The following is a 20,890-nucleotide window of genomic DNA, read 5'->3' on the forward strand; positions in this document are numbered from 1 at the left end:
AACCGTTACACGCCTTCATAACGGCGGGGGAACGCGCGGCTTTAGCCGTGGCTAACGACCATTTAACTACGTGGTCGATTGCCCGCCGCGAAATTGGGGAAGAACAGCTTGCGGAAGCTGATCGAAATGGTGCGGCCCAGCGGATCGAGATAGCCCGGCTGATAGCGCAGCGGGACCATACCGGTGGCGTCCGTAACCTCCCGCCTCTGATTGAAGATATTGTCGACGCCGATCGACACCCGCGCCCCGCGCAGGAACGGCACCTTGCGCTCCAGCCCCTGAACCTGGCCCAGATTGGCGAAGATGCGCAGGTTCGCAGTGGCGAGGCTGCCGAAGTTCAGCCGTGAAGCGCCGCCCGCCGTCCCGGTCAAGGCACCGTCGACATGGGTGCCGCTTTCCCAGTCGATGCCCAGCCGCGCGCCGATGCCATTGTTCATATAGCCGACCCGTGCCTCGACCTCATGCCGCGGCTGGCCGCCCGACGATCCGGTCGCATCGCCGTCCAGCAGGTTGAGCTGCGGCACGCCCGGCGCGATGGCGATGCTCTCGGTCAGGTGCCAGGTATGATAGAGGCTGAAGGTCATCCGTCCGCCGCCCTGGCCGCCGCCGCGTCCCCCGCCAAAGCCGCCGGGACCGCCAAAGCCGCCACCGCGCGGGCCACCATTGCCGCCGCCCGGCCCGGCATTGCCACCATCGCCGCGCCGCCGGTCGCCCCCTTCGCCGCCAGCACCGGGCGGTGGACCGCCTTCGCCACGGGGCGGGCGATTGCCGAACATTGCCTGCAATTCAGGTGGGCGATCCTCGGGCTTGCCGCCCGCTGCGCGCCAGGCTTCCACCAGCTTCTGCACATGCGACTTGATCGGGATCGACAGGTCCAGGCCCCAGCGCAATTGCTCGCTTTGCGACCGCAGAAAGTTGATCGGCCGCGCGTCGATCTGGAGCAGATTGCCGTCGGCGTCGCGGATGAAGCGCTGCGGATAGGCCGCCTCCAGCGCCGGGGTGGGCGTGGGGAAGGCGGCGATCGGATTGCGCGTCCGGCTGTTGAGATAGGTGGCGGTCATCGTCAGGTTGGGCTTGTCGAACGGCTTGATCCGGGCGTTCAGGCGGAACTGGTCGCGCACGCTTTCCCGCAGCGTCGCATTGCCGCCCGCAATCTGCGACACGAACACGCTCTGCCCGGTCGCATAGTCGAAGACGGAGACGTTGGGTGTGGCAATCAGCGGATCGGTGATCTGTGCGCCCGTAGGCGCGGCACGGTCCTGATTGGCCGATACGAGCAGTTGTACGGCCTTGACCGGTTCCCAGTGCAGGCCATAGCCCAAGGTCGAAAGCGTGCCGAAGTCCGAATAGCGCTGCGCCGCCGCATTGAAATTGACGCCGATATCGCCGACCGCGCCCAGAACGCCCTTCGACCGGCTGGTCAGCGGCAGGTCGAAACTCACCTGCCCGCTGCCGATTTCCCGGCTGTAATCATTGCTGTTTTCCACGCCCGACCGCACCGACCGGCTTTCGAAGCCGTTCGCCGATGCGCCGATCCGGATCGATGTCATCACGTCGCCTGCGGGCAGGCTGAACAGCGATCCGCTGAGCAGCAGGTCGCCCTGCAACGCCTGGCTCTTCGCGCGGGCGCTGTCCGTCACGCGGCTGGCGATCAGGTCGGGCGCGAAGCTGCCATAGGGATTGACCCCGCCATTGCCCGCATCGAGCGCCGACTGGATCGCGCCGGTCGCTATGCCGCGATCGGTGCGGGTGCGGGTGACGGACAGGTCGCCATTGCCGGTGAAGGACCATTGCCAGCTGCGCCCCAGCCGTCCGTTCAGGGTCAGCCCGATATGGCCGGTCGTGCCCTTGATCTGCTGTTGCAGCGCGCCGCCCTGCGCCAGATAGCGATAGAGGGTGACGTCGTTGGCGAAGGGCGAGAAGGGATTGCCCGCCGACAGGTCGAACGCCGCCTGCGACAGGCCTTGGAGCGAATCATTGTCCGACAGTTCCAGCCGCCCGTTGAGCGTCGCCGATATGCCGCCCAGCGCGCGGGCCAGCGTGGCGTTGGCGGAGACATTCTCCGTGTCTGGGCTGAGCGTGCGGTAGCGCGTCAGGTCGCTGACGCTGGTGACATTGGCGCCCGCCACGAAATCGTTGAGCGCGGGCGCGCCGTTCGCGGCGCTGCCCGGCACGCTGGCGACGGTGACGACCCGTCCCACCCGCGCCGACAGCGCAGGATCGATCTCGCTATTCGCACCGGTGCCCACGACATTGCCCGCCAGCGCATAGGGACGGCCCGGCGCAGTGGCGATGATGCCGCGCTCATTTTCCAGCAGCGATGCGGCGCGGCTATATTTGAGGTTCAGCGTGAAGCGATTGTCGCCCTGAATGCGCAATATGCCCGCTTCCACCTGGCCATTTTCGCGACCGCCCTGCGTCGTCGTTCCCGCGCGCCCTTCCGCCGTTTCGGCGCGAAAACGCTGGCGCAGGACGATGTTCACCACCTTCTGCGTGGGGGCGTAGCCATAGGATAGAGCGACCTGTTCGGGCAATATGTCGACGCGCTGCACCGCTTCGGACGGGATGTCCTGAATTTCGGAGAAGCTGGAAATGCGCTTGCCGTTCAGCAGGATGACGGGCGATCCGTTGGTCTGCGGCGACAATTCGCTGATGAGTTCGGAAATCGACGTGACGCCCAGTGCGCGGACGTCGGCGGCGGACAATTGCTGTTCGGGCTGCACATCGCCGATCACCGATCCGCGCTGCGGCTGGCCGGTGACGATGATTTCCTCGCCCTCGTCCATCTGGACGGGCGGGGCGCTTTTCTGCTCCTCCTGCGCCAGCAACGCGCCGGGCGCGACGCCAGCCATGAGCGACGCATAGAATAGGCAAGCGGAAAAACGCACGAAAACCCCCACAACAATTTTTGAACTGATCACCGGACTAGCAGCCGCTTGTCGCAAGTTTCTGGCAACGACCAGAGATATTTGTCGCAAGATGTAATCATGCCGGCTGAACGGAGGCTGGCCGAACGAACCGGTGCGGCCTAAAAGAGGGCATGCGCACGCTTTATCCACCGATCGCCCCCTTCGCCTCCGGCCATCTCGATGTCGGGGACGGCCATCATGTCTATTGGGAGCGGGTCGGCACGCCGGGCGCCAAGCCCGCGGTGTTCCTGCATGGCGGGCCGGGCGGGGGCATATCGCCCGATCATCGCCGCCTGTTCGATCCGGCGCGCTACGACCTGTTGCTGTTCGACCAGCGCGGGTGCGGACGATCGACGCCCCATGCGGACCTGACCGCCAATACGACCTGGGATCTGGTCGCCGATATCGAGCGGCTGCGGGCCATGATGGGCGTGGACCAATGGCTGGTGTTCGGTGGCAGTTGGGGATCGACGCTGGCGCTGGCCTATGCGCAGGCACATGTGGCGCGCGTCAGCGAACTGGTGCTGCGCGGCATCTTCACCATCCGCCAGAGCGAGATCGACTGGTATTATCAGGCGGGGGCAAGCCGCATCTATCCCGACAAATGGGAACGCTTCGTCGCCCCCATCGCGCCGGAAGACCGGGGCGACCTGGTGTCGGCCTATCGCCGCATCCTGACCGGCGAGGATCGGGAGCGCCAAATTGCAGCGGCGCGGGCGTGGAGCGTGTGGGAAGGGGAGACGATCCGCCTGCTGCCCGACCCGGCGCTGTCGGCGACCCATGATGCGGACGATTTCGCGCTGGCCTTCGCCCGGATCGAAAATCATTATTTCGTCCATGGCGGCTGGCTGGAGGACGGGCAGCTGATCCGCAACGCGGGCAGGCTGGCGGCCATTCCCGGCGTCATTGTGCAAGGCCGCTACGACATGGCCTGCCCGGCGGAGACGGCCTGGGCGCTACATCGCGCCTGGCCGCAGGCGCGCTTCGAGATGATCGAGGGCGCGGGCCATGCCTATAATGAACCGGGCATATTGGACGCGCTGATCCGCGCGACCGACGGGTTCGCGGGTTAGGGGTCAGCGCGTTTCCGGCCCCAGCGCCGGGTCCAGGTCGCGCGGGCGGGTGAAGCTGATGAGCGTCGCGCTATTCTCCCGCGCGTCGCTCCACTTGTCGATGGGCAGGTCCAGCACGGCGATGCTGGCGGTCGGGAACTTGACCTCCACATCCTCGCGCAGCGGATTGACGCCATCATCGGGGACCAGGTCCAGGATCAATTCCTCCAGCCCCGGATTATGCCCGGCGAGCAGCGCGCTGTCGGCGCTGTCGGGCAGGTCGCGGATGACGTCGAACAGGGTCGGCGCGGACGCCAGATAGATGCGCCGGTCCCAGCGCGCGTCCAGCACGTGCCCGAAACCCGCGCGGAAGGTTTCCAGCGTCTGGACCACGCGCACGGCGGGGGAGGCGACCAGGCAATCGAACTGCATCTTTCGCTGGGCCGCGAACTGGCCCATCAGCATCGCCGCCTTTTCGCCCCGGCGGTTCAGGGGCCGGTCGAAATCGCGCGCCACCGGATCGTCCCAATCCGATTTGGCGTGGCGCAACAGGGTCAGCCGCTTCATTCTATCTCCTGTGCGGGATTCCCCGATAGGGGCAGGCCGGATTCGTCCCCCTGATGCCCTAACCCGCCTGCTTCGCCAAGCATTTCACGCCGCGCCGCGCCGCTGACGGCGATGATCGCTTCATCCAGCGTCACGCGGCGGATCGGCGTGCCGGGGGAAAGGCGCTCAGCAACCGGCTGGGCATGGCGGCGGACAGGATGACGAAACTGCCCCTGTCCTCCGCCCGGCGGATGAGGCGGCCGAACGCCTGCGCCAGTCGCGCGCGGATCAGCCGGTCGTCATAGGCGCTGCCCCCGCCTGCCAGCCTGCGCGCGGCATGCAGCACCGTGGGCTTGGACCAGGGCACCCCCTCCATCACCACCAGCCGCAGCGAATGGCCCGGCACGTCTACCCCGTCACGTAAAGCATCGGTGCCCAGCAGGGACGCGCGCGGATCGTCGCGGAAGATGTCGACCAGCGTGCCCGTGTCCATCGGATCGACATGCTGGGCGTAGAGCGGCAGACCGGTGCGCGCCAGCCGGTCGGCGATGCGCGCATGGACCGCGCGCAACCGGCGGATCGCGGTGAACAGGCCGAGCGTGCCGCCGCCCGCCGCCTCGATCAAGCGGCCATAGGCGCCCGACAGCGCCGCGATGTCGCCACGCTTGATGTCGGTGACGATCAGCACTTCAGCGCGGCCGGGATAGTCGAACGGACTGGCTGCCTCGAACCGTTCCGCGCCATGGGGCAGGTGGACCGCGCCACTGCGCGCTTCGGCATTGCTCCAGTCGCCGCCGCCTTTCAGCGTGGCCGACGTCAGCAACACGCCCTGCGCGGGTTTCAGCACGGTTTCGGCCAGCGGCCGGGTCGGGTCCAGCCAGTGGCGGTGGATGCCGATATCATATTCGCGCCCCTCGACCCGGTCGACCGCCAGCCAGTCGACATAATCGGGATCGACCGGCCCGCCGATCCGCGCCAGCAGCGCCAGCCAGGCGGCGATCAGGTCGCGCCGCCAGCCGAGCGATGCGATCGCCCCTTCCACCCGCGCGCGGGCCGCGCCGTCCAGCCAGTCGGGCGCGTCCTCCATCACTGCCTCCAGCCGCCGCCCCAGCCGCACCATGGGCTTGATGAGTGCGTCCAGGGCGATCGCGGCCTCCTGTGCCGCCTCGACCAGGGCGCCGTCCGGTTCGGCCAGCTCCGTTTCCAGCCCATAGCCCGCATCCGCCTCGCCCGCCGCTTCGGCGCGGGTGTAGACGGTGCCGCGCACGGCGGCGAGCAGCGCTTCCAACGGCCCGAACGGCTCGCCCGCCACCACGCGTTTCAGCCAGTCGTCGGCGGGCAGCGCCTGCGCTGCGTCGATCGCCGCGCGGATCGCCTGGCCGCCTTCATCGTCATAACTGGCCAGGTCCGACAGGCGCGCGGCCAGGCCCCTGCGGCGACCGCGCGATCCGCCCTCCGGCCCCATGATCCAGCGGCGCAGCTCGATCGCTTCCTGCCCCGACAGCGCGACGGAGAAGGTGGAGTCGGCCGCGTCGAACAGATGATGGCCCTCGTCGAAGACGATGCGCTGGGGCCGCTGGCCCGTCTCTCGACCACGCGCGGCGTTGATCATCACCAGCGCATGATTGGCGATGACGATGTCCGCGTCGGCGCTGGCGCGGGCCGACCGTTCGATGAAGCATTTGCGGTAATGCGGGCAGCCTGCATAGATGCACTCGCCGCGCCGATCGGTGAGGGCCGTGGAACCGTTGCGGCGGAACAGCGTGGGCAGCCAGCCGGGCAGGTCGCCGCCCACCATGTCGCCATCCTTGGTGAACGCGGCCCAACGCGCGACCAGTTGCGCCAATATCGCGGCGCGCCCGGTAAAGCCGCCCTGCAACGCATCTTCCAGATTGAGCAGGCAGAGATAATTTTCGCGACCCTTGCGCACGACCACCCGGCGCGCGGCGACCGCCGCGTCGGGGAAGAGGCGCAGGGATTCGCGGTCGAGCTGCCGTTGCAGCGCCTTGGTATAGGTCGATACCCATACCGTGCCCTGCGCCTGCGTGGCCCAGAGCGACGCAGGCGCGAGATAGCCCAGCGTCTTGCCGATGCCGGTGCCCGCTTCGGCCAGCAGCATATTGGGCTGGTCGCGATGCCTGCGCGGCGTGAAGGCGGCGCTGGCGGCGGCGGCATAGGCGCGCTGGCCCGGGCGCGGCTCAGCCCCCGCGCCGGTCAGCGCGTCGAGCCGGGCCAGCACCTGATCCTCCTTAAGGCTGATCGTGCGCGGGGCGGGGCGCGGCTGCGCTTCCTCCCATTCGGGCAGTTTGGAAAAGAGCCAGCGTTCCGCCTCGCGCGGGCGCGGGATGCGGGGCGCGACCAGCGGCGACCATGGCCAGCGCAGCCGGTGCAGTGCCTGCGCCGACGTCCAGCCGCCTTCGCGCTCCACCCAGTCGGGTGTTTCGAGCCGGGCGAGCAGCAGGGCCGCTGCCTGTTGCAGCAGGGCGGGAATGTCGCCCTCATGGGTCGGGACGGGCAGGCCGATCGCGGCCGCCAGCCCCTTGGGCGTAGGGACCAGGAACCGGGCGGGATGGAGGAAGGCCCAGAGTTCCAGCAGGTCGAGGCCGTTCAATTCGGGATAGCCCAGTCGCTGGCCGGTCAGCGGCGCATTGAGCAGCAGCACCGGTGTTTCGGCGGCATGGGCGATCGCCTGTCCCTTCGCCAGCGCATGGGTGCGGTCCCCTTCGCGCAGCCAGATGCCGCCATGGCTGGCATGAAGCGCGGGCAGGGTGGCGGGATCGATCACCCGCCAGGGTTTAGGCGAGCAGGAACAAAAGGAAAACCTGAAATATGGGGTAAGCGACAGACGCCAGGATCAGGCGGTGCGTCGTCCAAAGCCACCGCCACCGGCATAGGCGCCGCCCAGGCCGGCAGGCTGCACGCGTGTCTGGAACGCGACCGGCGCGCGCTTGGCGGCGCGGGCCATTTCCAACTGCTCCAACAGCGGGCCTTCATTCAGTTCATAGGGAAAGCGTATGCCCATCCGATCCTCTTCGGACCAGCGCACCGTGCCGAATACCACGAAGCCGTCCAGGTCGATCTGGCACTGCGATCGCGCAGGCAGGGTGCAGCCCACGATCTGCGCGCCGCCTTCGCTCAGATCGACGATCACGCCTTCCAGGCTGTCCAGCACCGTCGTGACGACGATCGGTATCTCCACGGCAACGCGTTCGCGGCTACGCTGTATCTGCATATCGCCTCCTGTCTGTGCATTATCGTGACGCAGGGTTAATGAAAACTAAACTTGCGAATGATTGTCAAAGCGGTTTTTACGGCCAAACACCGTTTTCTTTCGCTTTAGCAGGGTTTAGGGGGCGTAAATCATGACAATGTCCGACATCATCCGCACCGCCGCACAGGCATCCAAGGCCTGGCCCTATGAAGAAGCGCGCAAGCTGCTCAAGCGCTATCATGGCGGTGCGCCGGACAAAGGGCACATCCTGTTCGAAACCGGCTATGGCCCGTCGGGCCTGCCGCATATCGGCACCTTCAACGAAGTGTTGCGCACCACCATGGTCCGCAACGCCTTCCATTCGCTGTCGGACATCCCCACGCGGCTGGTGGCGTTCAGCGACGATCTGGACGGGTTCCGCAAGGTGCCCGACAATGTGCCGAACCAGGCGATGCTGACCGACTATCTGGGCAAGCCGCTGACGCAGGTGCCCGATCCGTTCGAAAAGTTCGAAAGTTTCGCGCATCACAACAATGCGATGCTGCGGGATTTCCTCGACAGTTTCGGCTTCGACTATGAATTCGTTTCCGCGACCGAGCAATATCAGGCTGGCGCTTTCGACGACGCGTTGCGGCAGGTGCTGCGTCGGTATCAGGCGATCATGGACATCATGCTGCCCACCCTGCGCAAGGAACGGCAGGCGACCTATTCGCCGGTCCTGCCGATTTCCCCAAAGAGCGGCATCGTGTTGCAGGTGCCGGTCGAGGTGATCGACGCCGAAGCGGGCATCGTGCGTTTCGTGGACACGTCCGTTCCCGGGGGCGAGACGATCGAGCAGTCGATCCTGGGCGGCGCGGCCAAGCTGCAATGGAAGGTCGACTGGGCGATGCGCTGGTATGCGCTGGGCGTCGATTACGAGATGGCGGGCAAGGATCTGATCAATTCGGTCACCCAGTCGTCCAAAATCTGCCGCGCGCTGGGCGGACGCCCGCCCGAAGGCTTCAACTACGAGATGTTCCTGGACGAAAAGGGCGAGAAAATCTCCAAGTCCAAGGGCAATGGCCTCAGCCTCGAACAATGGCTGACCTATGGTCCGCAGGAAAGCCTGGCCTTCTACGCCTATCGCGAACCCAAAAAGGCCAAGCAGCTGCACATGGGCGTCATCCCGCGGGCGGTGGACGAATATTGGCAGTTCCGCAGCAATTACGCCAAGCAGGCGGTCGAACAGCAGCTCGGCAACCCCGTCCACCACATTCATGACGGCAAGCTGCCACAGGGCGAATTGCCGGTCACGTTCGGCCTGCTGCTCAACCTGGTCGGGGTGATGGGAGACGCCAGCCGCGAACAGGTATGGCGCTATCTGCAAAATTACGTGCCGGGCGCCAGCGCCGATACCTATCCCGAACTCGATGCGCTGATCGGCCATGCGCTGGCCTATCATCGCGATTTCGTCGCGCCGACGCTGCAACGCCGCGCACCGGACGCTAACGAAGCGGCCGCGCTGCGCCGACTGGACAGCGAACTGGCCGCCCTGCCGGACGGCGCGTCGGCGGAGGATATCCAGAATATCGTCTATGCCATCGGCAAGGACGAGGCGTTCGGTTTCGCCGAACTGCGCGACTGGTTCAAGGCGCTCTACCAGACGCTGCTCGGCGCGGACCAGGGACCGCGCATGGGGAGTTTCATCGCGCTCTACGGGGTGGAAAACAGCCGCGCCTTGATCGCCCAGGCGCTCGCCGCCTGACGCTTTGCAACCGTCCAGGGGGAACATTTCGTTCAGTTGGTCGTTTCGCGCAACGGTCCACCCCCCTTTCGGACTGGTGATGCGCCTCGCGCGCGTCATCGGCCGCGTACGCCTGGAAACGGGCGGCGCGGCCAAGTGGGGGTGAAATTGGGAAGCGGCCCCGGACATCATGCCCGGAGCCGCTTCCCTTTTCCGTTACTGGCGACCAGTTACCAGAAGAAGCCGCGATGCGCCGTAATCACGCGGCCGGTGCGGACGTTGACTAGCAGCACGTCGTTATAATGGCGGACCCAGCGCTGGTTCACGCCCGGACGGGGCAGACGATAGCGATAGGGGTCTGCGATATAATAGCGCGAGTTGTAATAGGCCGGGCGAAGCTGCGAACCGGCGTTCCACTGGCTGTAGCGGAATGGCGCACGCCAGTTGCCGCCGCGATAGACGTCCCGGTGGCTACGGCGATAATCCTGCCAGTCCTCACGCGCTTCCTGGCGGGCGTCGCGGACATCGCGGCGCGCCTCGCGCACGTCGCGGCGGTCGCCATAGCGCTGCGCCTGACGCAGGTCGCGTTGTTCCTCGCGCAGGTTCCGCTCGCTGCGGCGCGCTTCGCCATAGGATTGCGCCGATGCGACGCTCGGCGCGACGGTGGCGGCCAGCAGGCCCAGGATGATCAGTTTACGCATATCGTATCTCCCAATTATCGTGGCGGCTGAACCTGTCCGGCAGGACATCGGTTCCGTCGCCTACGAACAGAGATATGGTCCCCGTCAACTGAACGGCCGGAGAATGGGACTGTCAGATTCCAGTCATTTATGTCGCAAAGTGTAACGGGTTCAAGCGACAGGAGGTCTCAGCCCCAGGGACGCTCGCGAAACCATTTGGTGACGACATATTTGGTCCCCTGCTCGACCGGACGCGCGGCATGCAGGCTGAAAGGGTTGGGCGCGCCGTCGCGGTCCATATTGTTCCAGATCAGGATCATGCCCTCGACCGGCGGCACCATGAATTCGCAGCGCGGGAAATGGGTTTCCCCGCCGGCCTCGACCGGCGACAGATAGATCATCGCGGTCCAACTGCGCTGTCCGCCGCTCGTCCGCATCTGGGGCCAGTAGTTGGCGGTGACGGGGAAATAGTCGCAATGGACCTTATATTCCTGCCCCGGCGCATAACGCTGTCCCTGCAACGTTTCGCCATGGCGCGCGGGCAGGCCGGTGAGCGCACAGATCCGGTCGCTGACCGTCAGCACCAGATCGTCCCAGGGGTTGAGGTTGCAGCTATGGCTGGTGCGATATTCGGCGCTGGCGCTGCCGGAAAACAGCGTCGAAGGCTTTGCATCGGCGTCGATCAGCGCGCGCAGGCCCGCGCACTCCTCAGCGCTCAGGAAATGCTGACGCCCGTAAATCTCCAGCTTCGGGGAATCGTCGATGCGATGCACCATGGGATTGCGGTCCAGCCGCTTGCGCACATCTTCGCCGATCGCGGCCCGCAGCGGCGACGCGACGCCGCCATCATCCTGTTCATCGCTCATCGCCGCGTCCTGCCACAGTGCGCGCCCCCATGAAAAGACCCCGGAGCGTTTCCACTCCGGGGCCAGTGTTCCTGAAGGCCAGTCCAGGAAGGGGGATTACCAGAAGAAATCGTTGATCACGTCCACCACATAGCCGTCGCGGATGTCGACCAGCAGCGCATCGTCATAATAGCGGATCCAGCGCAACGTCCCGTAGGCGGGGGGCAGGCGATACCTGTACGGATCGTTCAGCCAGTAACTGTTGCCGTACAAGATGCTGTTCAGCGTCACGCCGATCGAAAAGCGACGATAGCCATAGTCCCATCCGCGCGGCGCGGCATAGCGGCCGATGCGGTAGCGATCGCCATAGCGGCTGCGATAGCTGTTCCAGTCGTAGCGCCGGTCCTGACGCCAGCCATTGTCCCAGCGCCGCTGATTGGCCCAGCGGGTGCGGTCGTCGAAACGGCGGCCACCATTATTCCAGTTCGCGCCGTTCGGGCCGCGACCGTCGTTCCACCGCTGCTCGTTCCGTCGATCGTCGCGCCTGTCGTCGCGGCGGTCGTTACGCCAGTCCGATTGCCCGTTCTGATCGCGATCCTGCTGCCAGTTGCGCTGGTCGTCGCGCCCGCGCTGCCAATTGGGCTGACGATCCTGCTGGCGGTCGTCGCGGCCCTGCGGCCGATCCTGACGCCAATCCCGCTGGGGACCGCCAGGCTGGGTCCGATCGCCACGCCATTGGGGATCGGGCCGCTGCATGTCTGGCCGCGCCTGTGCCACAGGTGGCGCAGGTCGCTCGGCAGGGCGTTGCTGTTCCTGCTGCATCGGCGCATCGCCACGGGGCTGGCCCATGCGATCGCCGCGCCAGTTGCCGCCGCCGCCATCGCCACGGCCCCCGCGATCGCCACCGCGACCTTGTCCGCCATCTCTGGCGCCCCGATCGCCGCGCTGGTCCGGATTGCCCTGGGCATAGGCCGGTGCGATGCCGCTCAGCAGCGTCGCGGTCATCAACCCCGTCAGCATCATCTTCCTCAACATCGTCTTGTCTTTCCTGGATCGGGGGCACATCGCCCCTTTCATGATCCCGTTCTAGGACAGGCGCGATGTCGAAAGGCTGAACTCATCCGACAGCGTTCAGAAAGAATTGGCGAAGTAAGATAGACAGAGACCATTATAGACGCCACTGTCCGTTGGTGCGTGTTGCACTGGCGACGAATGATCGAACCGCGCGGTAAAGTTGATTCAGATCAGTGCGTCATGTTAAAACTGCCTATAGGACTGCCGAGTGAAGAAATCTCCCGATGCTGGCCAGATTCGCCATGCCCTGCGCGAAGCCACGATGGAAAGCCATCGACAGGTGGACGCCATCTATTCCGATTTCTCGCTCAATTCCGCACAAGACTATGGCGTGTTCCTGACCGCGCATGCCCGCGTCCTGGGTGGGCTGGAAGCGGTCGCGCAGCCGCAGGCGCCGCGCCTGCCGCTGCTGGCGCAGGATCTCGCCGCGCTCGACCTTCCCTTGCCCGCACCGCTGCCGCTGGAGACGCGCGCGACCGACGGCTTCCATTGGGGCCTGCGCTATGCGCTGGAAGGATCGCGGCTGGGCGGCGCGATGCTGTCGCGGCAGGTCGCGCCGGGCTTGCCCAAGGCCTATTTGTCGGCCGCACATGGCAAGGGCGAATGGATAGCCTTCCAAAGCGCGCTCGACAGCGCCGCTGCGGAGGGCGGCGAAGGCTGGCTGGATGACGCCGTGCAGGGCGCGCAGGCCGCCTTCGCCCTGTTCGCCAAAGCGGGGCAGACGCGTCGGCCGGTCCCAGAGTCGGCCATCGTCCATGGCTGATCGCGAAGATCCCGAGACCTTCACGGTCGACCTCGACAATTGCGACCGGGAACCGATCCATGTGCTGGGCACGGTCCAGCCCTTCGGCTTTCTGATCGCGCTGACCGCCGACTGGCTCGTGTCGCGCGTGTCGACCAACGTCGCGCAGTTTATCGGTCTGACCCCGGACGAAATGTTGGGCCAGCCCGTCCACACCCTGCTGGATGGGGAAGCGATCCACGCGCTGCGCAACCGCATCACGCTGCTGCGCGGTCCCGATTCGGTCGAGCGCCTCTTTTCCATTCCCCTGATCGCCGGTGGCCCGCCGTTCGACGTGGCGGTGCATTTTTCCGGCCCGCTCGTGGTGGTGGAGGCGGAGCCCGCCAGCCATGACGAGATGGAAGCCAGCAGTACCGTGCGGTCGATGGTCGCGCGCCTGGCCCAGGCCGACAGCATGACCGCCTTCCTGCGCGACGGCGCGCGGCAGGTGCGGGCGCTGACCGGGTTCGATCGCGTGATGGTCTATCGCTTCGCGCAAGCGGGCGATGGCGAGGTGGTGGCCGAAGCCCTGAAGCCGGGCATCGACAGCTTTTTCGGCTTGCACTATCCCGCGTCCGACATCCCGGCGCAGGCGCGCGCGCTGTATCTGCGCAACATCTTCCGCGTCATCGCCGATGTGAAGGCGCAGCCGGTGCCGGTCATCCCCGCGCTGGACCCGACCGGCGCGGCGCTTGACATGTCGCTGTGCCTGACCCGCGCGGTGTCGCCCATTCATATCGAATATCTCGGCAATATGGGGGTGGGGGCCTCGCTCTCCATCTCGATCATCGTGGAAGGCAAGCTGTGGGGCCTCTTCGCCTGCCATCATTACAGCCCGCGCCTGCCGACCTTCGCGCAGCGCAGCGCGGCCGAACTGTTCGGTCAGATCTTCTCGATGATGCTCGAAAGCCGCGAGCGCGCCGAAACCGCTGCTTATGAAGGCAAGGCGCGGCAGGTGGCCGACCGGCTGATGTCGGCGCTGGCGCAGGATCACGACCTGTTGTCCAACGCCCGTTGGCTGGGCGACATCATCTTCGACACGATCCCGGCCGATGGCGTGGGCGTCTATATCGACGGGCAGATGACCTTTTCGGGTCTGGCCCCCGATGCCGCCGCCTTCTCCGCAATCGCCACGATGCTGAACCGCGTCGCGGCCAGCCAGATCTATACGACCGACCATCTGTCGTCGGTGCTACCCGAAGCGGCGGCCTATGCCGATCGCGTGGCGGGACTGCTGGCGATCCCGCTGTCGCGCCGCCCGCGCGATTATGTGGTGCTGTTCCGGGCCGAACAATTGCGATCCGTGCGCTGGGCGGGGAAGCCCGAAAAAGACATGGAATATGGTCCCAACGGCCCGCGCCTGACCCCGCGCAAAAGCTTCGAGGCCTGGTCGCAACTGGTGCAGGGCAAGGCGCTGCCCTTCGTCCCGGCCGAACTGCGCGTGGCCGAAGCGCTGCGCACGGCGCTGTTGGAGGTGATCCTGCGCCTGTCCAATTCGGCCGACGCCGAACGGCAGCGCGCGCATGAGAAGCAGGAATTGCTGATCGCGGAACTCAACCATCGCGTGCGCAACATCCTCGCCCTCATCCGCGGCCTGTTGTCGCAGACGCGCGACAGCGCCCGATCGGTCGAGGAATTTATTGGTACGCTGGAAAGCCGCGTCCATGCGCTGGCCCGCGCCCATGACCAGATCACCGCCGACCGCTGGAGCCCGGCGCGCCTGTACGATTTGATCGAGGTCGAATCGGGCGCCTATCTGGGCGAACGCAGCGACCGGGTGCGCCTGTCCGGCCCCAATGTGCTGCTGACGCCCGGCTGCTTTACCGTGCTGGCGCTGGTGATCCACGAAATGCTGACCAACGCGGCCAAATATGGCGCGCTGTCCGACAGCGGCACCGTGACGATCGACTGGCGCGTGGATGAAGATGGCAGCCTGCTGATCGACTGGACCGAAAGCGGCGGTCCGGCGGTGGTCGGACCGACCCGGCGCGGCTTCGGATCGACGGTGATCGAACGGTCCATCCCCTATGATCTGGGCGGCCATGCGGACATCAGCTATCGGCTGGCGGGGATAGAGGCGCATTTCTGCATCCCGTCCGTCCATGTCGTGGCCGTGCTGCCTGACATTACCACCGTCGACCGTGGCAAGACCGTCGCGCCGGTCGCGCCTGGCCTGCTCAAGGGGCGCAACGTCCTGCTGGTCGAGGATAATATGATCATCGCCATGGATGGCGAGGATGCGCTGCGCGATCTGGGCGCGGAGGTGATGACCGCCGCCAGCGTGGGGCGCGCGCACGAAGCGATCGCGATCAAGGCGGTCGATCTCGCAGTGCTGGACTTCAATCTGGGCGCGGAGACCAGCCTGCCGGTGGCGGACCTGCTGGCCGAGCGCGGCATCCCTTTCATCTTCGCCACCGGCTATGGCGACGGGCTGGAATTGCCGGTCCGGTTCAAGGATGTGACCCTGCTGAAAAAGCCCTATTCGGGCGCGACGCTGGCGCAGGCGCTGGCCCCGGTTCTCGAAGCCCGACCCTGAACGAGACAGGGAAACGGACAGTTTCCGCTTCGCCGATTGTGCTGTGATCTGCCCATGCCGATCTATCGGTTATGATCGCTTTCCTGTCCTATCCTGCATGCCATCCTTATGCTCGCCTGCGGCGACGGGTGGCGCGATGGCCTTGATGCGGCGCGCTTTGCGATAGGATCGGGATCGCGCAACATTATGTCGAAATCAGCGGGAAACATGCGAAGTTAAGCCCGCTATTTCCTACAATCGGAATCAGCATGACACAGCCTAGCTTCTTCATTCCCCATGGCGGCGGCCCCTGTTTCTTCATGGACCCGTCCGATCCCGACCATCCGCACAGCGACCCGATGTGGCATCCGATGCAGGCCTATCTGGCCGACCTGATCGCCACCCTGCCGGAACGGCCGCGCGCGATCCTGCTGGTGTCGGGCCATTGGGAGGAAGCCGCCTTCACCGTCCATACAGGCGAGCGGCCTCCCTTGCTGTTCGACTATTTCGGCTTTCCCCCGCACACCTATCAACTGCGCTGGGATGCGCCGGGCGCGCCCGATCTGGCGCGTCGCGCTGCCGCGCTGTTGCAGGCGGGCGGCTTCGCGACGGCAGAGGAAACGGCGCGCGGCTGGGACCATGGCGTCTTCGTGCCGATGAAGGTCGCGCTGCCGGATGCGGACATACCCCTGGCGCAATTGTCGCTGCGCCAGGATCTCGACCCGGCGGCGCATATCGCGGCCGGGCGCGCGCTGGCCCCGTTGCGCGACGAAGGCGTACTGATCGTCGGATCGGGCATGAGCTTCCACAATCTGCGGGTACGCGGGGATCAGGCGATCGGACCTTCGACCGTCTGGGACCAGGCGCTGACCCAAGCCGTGACCGACCCCGATCCGCAGACGCGCGCCGCCCGTGTCGCCGCTTGGGACCAATTGCCCCAGGCCCGCTTCGCCCATCCGCGCGAGGAGCATCTGCTGCCGCTGATGGTGGCGCTGGGCGCGGGTGGCGACGACGCGGCGACCTGCGAGCATCGCAGCACCGTCATGGGCTGGGCGGTGTCGGGTTATCGTTTCGGCTGAACAGGGTGCGCCTGATCCTCGATCCGCTCGCGATCAGCGGGCAGGGCGTCCCAGCGCCGGAACGGTCCGGGCCGCGTCCTCCGGGGTGATGCCGGGCGGCGGCGCGGCAGGGGCCTGCGCGCCACTGCCCGCATTGTCGGCGCCGTCGTCTCCACCGCCCTGATCCTCGCCGCGCATGATCCGCCCGGCCCGCTTGATCGCGCCCCGCAGCCGGGGATAGATGCCGCAGCGGCAGATGTTGGTGATCGCCCCGTCAATCTCTTCGTCGGATGGATCGTTCGTCCGGCGCAGCAGCACCGACGCCGCCATGATGACGCCCGGGATGCAATAGCCGCATTGCGACACATTGTCGGCGGCGAACGCCTGTTGCACCGGATGGCCGCGATCGGGCGACAGCGCCTCGATCGTGGTGACGAAGCGGCCCTCGGTCTTGCCGATCGTTACCTGGCAGGATCGTACCGCCTCGCCATCGATATCCACGGTGCAGGCCCCGCAATCCCCGGTGCCGCAGCCATATTTGGTCCCCGTCAGGTTCGACGCGTCACGCAAGGCCCAGAGCAGGGGCGTATCCGGGTCCATGCGATATTGGACCGGCCGGTCGTTGACGGTGAAGCGCGTCATTGCAATGCATCGACGGCGGCATCGGCCTCTTCGGGATCGGCCTTGTGGAACAGCACTTCGTTGCGGATATGAATGATCTTCGACGCCAGCCGGATTTCCTGGATGAAAGTCGCGAAACCGCCTGCCTGCAACAGCATCGCGAGGCTGAACAGAACAGCGATCGGTGTGCCGAGATGCGCGCCGAACAGATTGCCGGCGAACAGCAGGATGACGACCAGGCAGACGGCGCATGCCGACGCCACCGACAGGAAGATGGCGATGTTGACGACGCTCATCCGCCGGTCGAGCACGCGGATTTCCGCCACTTTGCGATCATGTTCCTTGCCGCGCGTCGTCAGGATCGATTGCTCCACATCGCGCGCCCGGTCGATGATGCGCGCCAGACGGCTGACGCAGACGTTCAGGAACGCGCCGATACCCGCCAGCAGGAATACCGGGGCCAACGCCAACTGGATGGTCTGCGCGACCTGAGAGACTTGGGGCAGGGGGATCATGTCATGACCGTGTAAGGACTTCCTGTCTGGACCGTTCTCCAGCGCAGGCCGGGGGCCAGTGCCAAGGTCAGGACTGGACCCCGGCCTGCGCCGGGGAACCGATTATGGTCAATGGATCGCTCTTTGTCGATCCGGCCCCTTGGAACCCGTCCATTCGGACAGGCCTATCGATCAGGCCGCGCCCTTGGCGGGCGTGTTGACGCCCATGGATTTGAGATATTGTTTAATGTTGCGCGCCGCCTGCCGCAGCCGCTGTTCATTCTCGACCATGGCGATGCGGACATAGCCCTCGCCATCCTCGCCATAGCCGACGCCCGGCGCGACCGCGACCTTGGCATGGGTCAGAAGCTGCTTGGAAAATTCCAGGCTGCCCATCTCCTTGAGCGCAGGTGGCAGCGGTGCCCAGGCGAACATGGACGCCGGCGGGGCAGGAATGTCCCACCCGGCACGGCCGAAGCTTTCCACCAGCACGTCGCGGCGCTTATGATAGAGTTCGCGGTTCTTTTGAACGATGTCCTGCGGCCCGTTCAGCGCGGCGCAGGCGGCCGCCTGGATCGGCGTGAACGCACCATAATCCAGATAGGATTTCACCCGGCTCATCGCTGCGATCAATTGCTTGTTGCCGACCGCAAAGCCGATGCGCCATCCCGCCATCGAATAGGTTTTCGACAGCGACGTGAACTCGATCGCGATATCCTTGGCGCCCGGCACCTGCAGGATCGAAGGGGTCGGGTTGCCGTCATAATAGAGTTCGGAATAGGCAAGGTCGGACAAGACCCAGACCTTATTCTCCTTCGCCCAGGCGACCAGCCGTTCGTAGAAGGCCAGGTCCACCGTCTCGGCCGTCGGGTTGGACGGATAGTTGACCACCAGGATCGACGGGCGCGGCACGGTGAAGGCCATCGCCCGGTCGAGCGACCGGAAATACTGCTCGTCCGGCGTCGTCGGCACCGAACGGATCGTGGCGCCCGCCAGGATGAAGCCGAACATATGGATCGGATAGCTGGGATTGGGGGCCAGCACGACATCGCCGGGCGCAGTGATCGCGGTCGCCAGGCTGGCAAGCCCTTCCTTCGATCCCATGGTGACGACGACTTCGGTTTCCGGATCGACATCCACGCCGAAACGGCGGCCATAATAATGGGCCTGCGCCTTGCGAAGGCCGGGGATACCCTTGGACTGGGAATAGCCATGGGCGTCGGGCTTTTGCGCCACCTCGATCAGTTTCGCGATGACGTGCGGCGGCGGCGGCAGGTCGGGATTGCCCATGCCAAGGTCGATAATATCCTCGCCTGCCGCGCGCGCGGCGGCCCGCATGCCGTTGACTTCGGCGATGACATAGGGCGGCAGGCGCTTCATGCGGTAGAATTCTTCGGACATTATAGGGGCTTTCCTGAAAGCTCTCTGTAGGGAATAGTGCGCGGCACGCCGTGGACGTGTCACAATCTGGCTATAACCCGCCCGATTGCGACGCGCCAGAAAAAGCGGCGCTTGCGCAGGATGCCAGGAGGAGCAAGGTGGCCATGGATACAATCGACGTCATGGAACCGCACATCCCCACGCTCCAGCAGATGCAGCAATGGACGCAGGTGATCGGCCGCGCTCAGCAATTGATGCTGGAACAGGCGGCGGGCGCGACCGGCCGGGTGCTGCCCTTCGATCCCGAAATCGTGGCGCGCATCCAGACAAGCTTCGCCGACGAAGGGCTGGCCCTGTGGCAGCGTTTCCTCGATTCGGGCGGCCTGTTGCGCGACCAGCCCGATCCCGCGCCCGCAGACAGTCCGGCCGCGCGCAAGGACCGGCGCTTTTCCGACCCGGCCTGGACCGAGCATCCCTTTTACGACCTGATCCGGCAAAGCTATCTGCTCGTGTCGGACTATCTGACCCGCCTGGCCGACGCGGTCGACGGGGTCGATCCCAAGGCGAAGGCCAAGCTGCGCTTTGCAACCAGCGGCATGCTCGACGCGCTGTCGCCCTCCAACTTTCCGCTGACCAACCCGACGGTGGTGCAAAAGACGATCGAGAGCGGCGGCGAAAATCTGGTCAAGGGCCTCAAGCACATGCTGGCCGACATGGAGAAGGGCCAGCTGACCCATACCGACGGCACGCAGTTCGAACTGGGGCGCAACATCGCCGCGACGCCGGGAAAGGTGATCCACGAAACCCCGCTCTACCAGCTGATCCATTATGCCCCGTCGACGGAAATGGTGCTGGAAACGCCGCTCATCATCTTCCCGCCCTGGATCAACCGCTTCTACATTCTCGACCTGTCGCCCGAAAAAAGCTTCGTCAAATGGGCGGTGGATCAGGGGATCAGCGTCTTTCTGGTGTCGTGGAAGTCGGCCGACGCGTCGATGAAGGATCTGGAGTGGGACGATTATATCCTGCGCGGCCAGGTCGATGCGATCGACACGGTGCGCGACCTGCTGAAGGTGGAGAGCGTGCACACGATCGGCTATTGCGTCGCGGGCACGACGCTGGCCGCCACGCTGGCGCTGCTGGCGGCGCGGGGACAGGCCGACAAGGTGGCGAGCGCGACCTTCTTCACCGCGCAGGTCGATTTCAGCGCAGCGGGCGACCTGACCCTGTTCGTGGACGACGAGCAGATGAAGCTGGTCGATCAGCTGTCGTCCAAGGGGTTTCTGGACGGGCGCTATATGGCCGCGACCTTCAACCTGCTGCGCGGGCGCGACCTCATCTGGAATTATGTGGTCAATAATTATCTGCTGGGCATGGATTATCCGCCCTTCGACCTCCTCTACTGGAATGGCGACACGACCAACCTGCCCGCGCGCTGGCACAAGGATTATCTGACCCGCCTCTATCGCGACAATCTGCTGGTGGTGCCCGGCGCGATCAGCGTGGACGGCACGCCGATCGACCTGACGACGATCAAGACCCCGGCCTATGTGCAGGCGGGGCGTGAGGACCATATCGCGCCGTTGGACAGCGTGTGGAAGCTGACAGAGAATCTGTCGGGGCCGATGCGCTTTCTGCTGGCGGGATCGGGGCATATCGCCGGTGTGGTCAATCCCCCGGCGGCGAACAAATATCAATATTGGACGTCCGACGATCCGCAGCCGACGCTGTCGGACTTCCTGGCAGTGGCGAAGGAAACCAAGGGCAGCTGGTGGCCGGACTGGCGCGCCTGGATCGAAGAACGTGATTCGCGTGTCGTGCCCGCAAAGGGCGCGCGCCAGCCTGGAAAAGGACGGTTGAAAGCGATCGAAGATGCGCCCGGCCGGTATGTAAAAGGGCGCTAATCAGCCAGTTTTACGTCCTGCGACCAATGGTGCTGAAAGGAAGACCAGCCGCCGATTATAATTTTGCTGCACTGCACAATAATGCTTGCCAGCCACT

At 65.5% G+C, this 20,890-nt stretch carries 15 protein-coding genes and 1 pseudogene; 6 read left to right on the forward strand and 10 right to left on the reverse strand.

All coding sequences use genetic code 11. The features are described from left to right. Positions 1-62: 62 nt before the first annotated feature. Positions 63-2,852, reverse strand: a complete 2,790-nt coding sequence (locus tag U5A82_RS05425; RefSeq protein ID WP_326292856.1) for a TonB-dependent receptor — start codon at positions 2,850-2,852, stop codon at positions 63-65. Between the two features lie 188 nt (positions 2,853-3,040). Here U5A82_RS05425 and pip point away from each other — a divergent pair, with 188 nt between their 5' ends. Continuing rightward, on the forward strand, positions 3,041-3,982 hold the full coding sequence (gene pip / locus U5A82_RS05430; protein ID WP_326289267.1) for a prolyl aminopeptidase: 942 nt from the start codon (positions 3,041-3,043) through the stop codon (positions 3,980-3,982). Between the two features lie 3 nt (positions 3,983-3,985). Here pip and U5A82_RS05435 read toward each other — a convergent pair whose 3' ends face one another. The 3 genes and pseudogenes from U5A82_RS05435 to U5A82_RS05445 form a co-directional block, all read right to left on the reverse strand. Then, entirely contained in the window at positions 3,986-4,528 is a 543-nt protein-coding gene (locus tag U5A82_RS05435) for a SixA phosphatase family protein (RefSeq protein WP_326289269.1), read from the reverse strand. After that, a pseudogene (locus tag U5A82_RS05440) lies at positions 4,525-7,292 on the reverse strand (ATP-dependent DNA helicase). Before U5A82_RS05440 ends, U5A82_RS05435 begins: the two are co-directional and overlap by 4 nt. Positions 7,293-7,361: 69 nt before the next feature. After that, entirely contained in the window at positions 7,362-7,739 is a 378-nt protein-coding gene (locus U5A82_RS05445; RefSeq protein WP_326289271.1) for a PilZ domain-containing protein, read from the reverse strand. Between the two features lie 130 nt (positions 7,740-7,869). On the opposite strand from U5A82_RS05445, the gene U5A82_RS05450 reads away from it, so the two are divergent. After that, the gene (locus U5A82_RS05450; RefSeq protein ID WP_326289272.1) at positions 7,870-9,462 is read left to right on the forward strand and encodes a lysine--tRNA ligase; all 1,593 of its coding nucleotides are present in this window, start codon (positions 7,870-7,872) and stop codon (positions 9,460-9,462) included. Between the two features lie 209 nt (positions 9,463-9,671). Here U5A82_RS05450 and U5A82_RS05455 read toward each other — a convergent pair whose 3' ends face one another. The 3 genes from U5A82_RS05455 to U5A82_RS05465 form a co-directional block, all read right to left on the reverse strand. Further along, positions 9,672-10,142, reverse strand: coding sequence for an RcnB family protein (locus U5A82_RS05455; protein WP_326289273.1), 471 nt, complete (start codon positions 10,140-10,142; stop codon positions 9,672-9,674). A 167-nt stretch (positions 10,143-10,309) separates the two neighbouring features. Continuing rightward, on the reverse strand, positions 10,310-10,987 hold the full coding sequence (locus tag U5A82_RS05460) for a prolyl hydroxylase family protein (protein WP_326289274.1): 678 nt from the start codon (positions 10,985-10,987) through the stop codon (positions 10,310-10,312). A gap of 96 nt (positions 10,988-11,083) precedes the next feature. Next, the gene (locus U5A82_RS05465; protein ID WP_326289275.1) at positions 11,084-12,001 is read right to left on the reverse strand and encodes an RcnB family protein; all 918 of its coding nucleotides are present in this window, start codon (positions 11,999-12,001) and stop codon (positions 11,084-11,086) included. A 247-nt stretch (positions 12,002-12,248) separates the two neighbouring features. On the opposite strand from U5A82_RS05465, the gene U5A82_RS05470 reads away from it, so the two are divergent. The 3 genes from U5A82_RS05470 (at position 12,249) to U5A82_RS05480 (ending at position 16,415) form a co-directional block, all read left to right on the forward strand. Beyond that, positions 12,249-12,803 carry a biliverdin-producing heme oxygenase gene (locus U5A82_RS05470; protein WP_442802157.1) on the forward strand — a complete coding sequence of 185 codons (555 nt, stop codon included), beginning with the start codon at positions 12,249-12,251 and terminating at the stop codon, positions 12,801-12,803. Beyond that, positions 12,796-15,357, forward strand: coding sequence for an HWE histidine kinase domain-containing protein (locus U5A82_RS05475; RefSeq protein ID WP_326289276.1), 2,562 nt, complete (start codon positions 12,796-12,798; stop codon positions 15,355-15,357). The genes U5A82_RS05470 and U5A82_RS05475 overlap by 8 nt, the downstream gene beginning before the upstream one ends. A 248-nt stretch (positions 15,358-15,605) precedes the next feature. Further along, positions 15,606-16,415 carry a DODA-type extradiol aromatic ring-opening family dioxygenase gene (locus U5A82_RS05480; protein ID WP_326289278.1) on the forward strand — a complete coding sequence of 270 codons (810 nt, stop codon included), beginning with the start codon at positions 15,606-15,608 and terminating at the stop codon, positions 16,413-16,415. A 33-nt stretch (positions 16,416-16,448) separates the two neighbouring features. Here the strand turns inward: U5A82_RS05480 and U5A82_RS05485 are convergent, their stop codons facing one another. The 3 genes from U5A82_RS05485 to U5A82_RS05495 all read right to left on the reverse strand — a co-directional run bounded on the left by U5A82_RS05485 (position 16,449) and on the right by U5A82_RS05495 (position 18,910). Beyond that, entirely contained in the window at positions 16,449-17,036 is a 588-nt protein-coding gene (locus U5A82_RS05485; RefSeq protein ID WP_326289280.1) for a (2Fe-2S)-binding protein, read from the reverse strand. Continuing rightward, the gene (locus U5A82_RS05490; RefSeq protein ID WP_326289281.1) at positions 17,033-17,530 is read right to left on the reverse strand and encodes a DUF2721 domain-containing protein; all 498 of its coding nucleotides are present in this window, start codon (positions 17,528-17,530) and stop codon (positions 17,033-17,035) included. Before U5A82_RS05490 ends, U5A82_RS05485 begins: the two co-directional genes overlap by 4 nt. A gap of 171 nt (positions 17,531-17,701) precedes the next feature. Then, on the reverse strand, positions 17,702-18,910 hold the full coding sequence (locus U5A82_RS05495; protein WP_326289282.1) for an LL-diaminopimelate aminotransferase: 1,209 nt from the start codon (positions 18,908-18,910) through the stop codon (positions 17,702-17,704). Positions 18,911-19,053: 143 nt separating this feature from the next. On the opposite strand from U5A82_RS05495, the gene U5A82_RS05500 reads away from it, so the two are divergent. Then, entirely contained in the window at positions 19,054-20,793 is a 1,740-nt protein-coding gene (locus U5A82_RS05500) for a PHA/PHB synthase family protein (RefSeq protein ID WP_326292858.1), read from the forward strand. Positions 20,794-20,890: the final 97 nt, after the last annotated feature.

The sequence above is a fragment of the Sphingobium sp. CR2-8 genome (genome assembly GCF_035818615.1).
Taxonomy (GTDB): Bacteria; Pseudomonadota; Alphaproteobacteria; order Sphingomonadales; family Sphingomonadaceae; genus Sphingobium.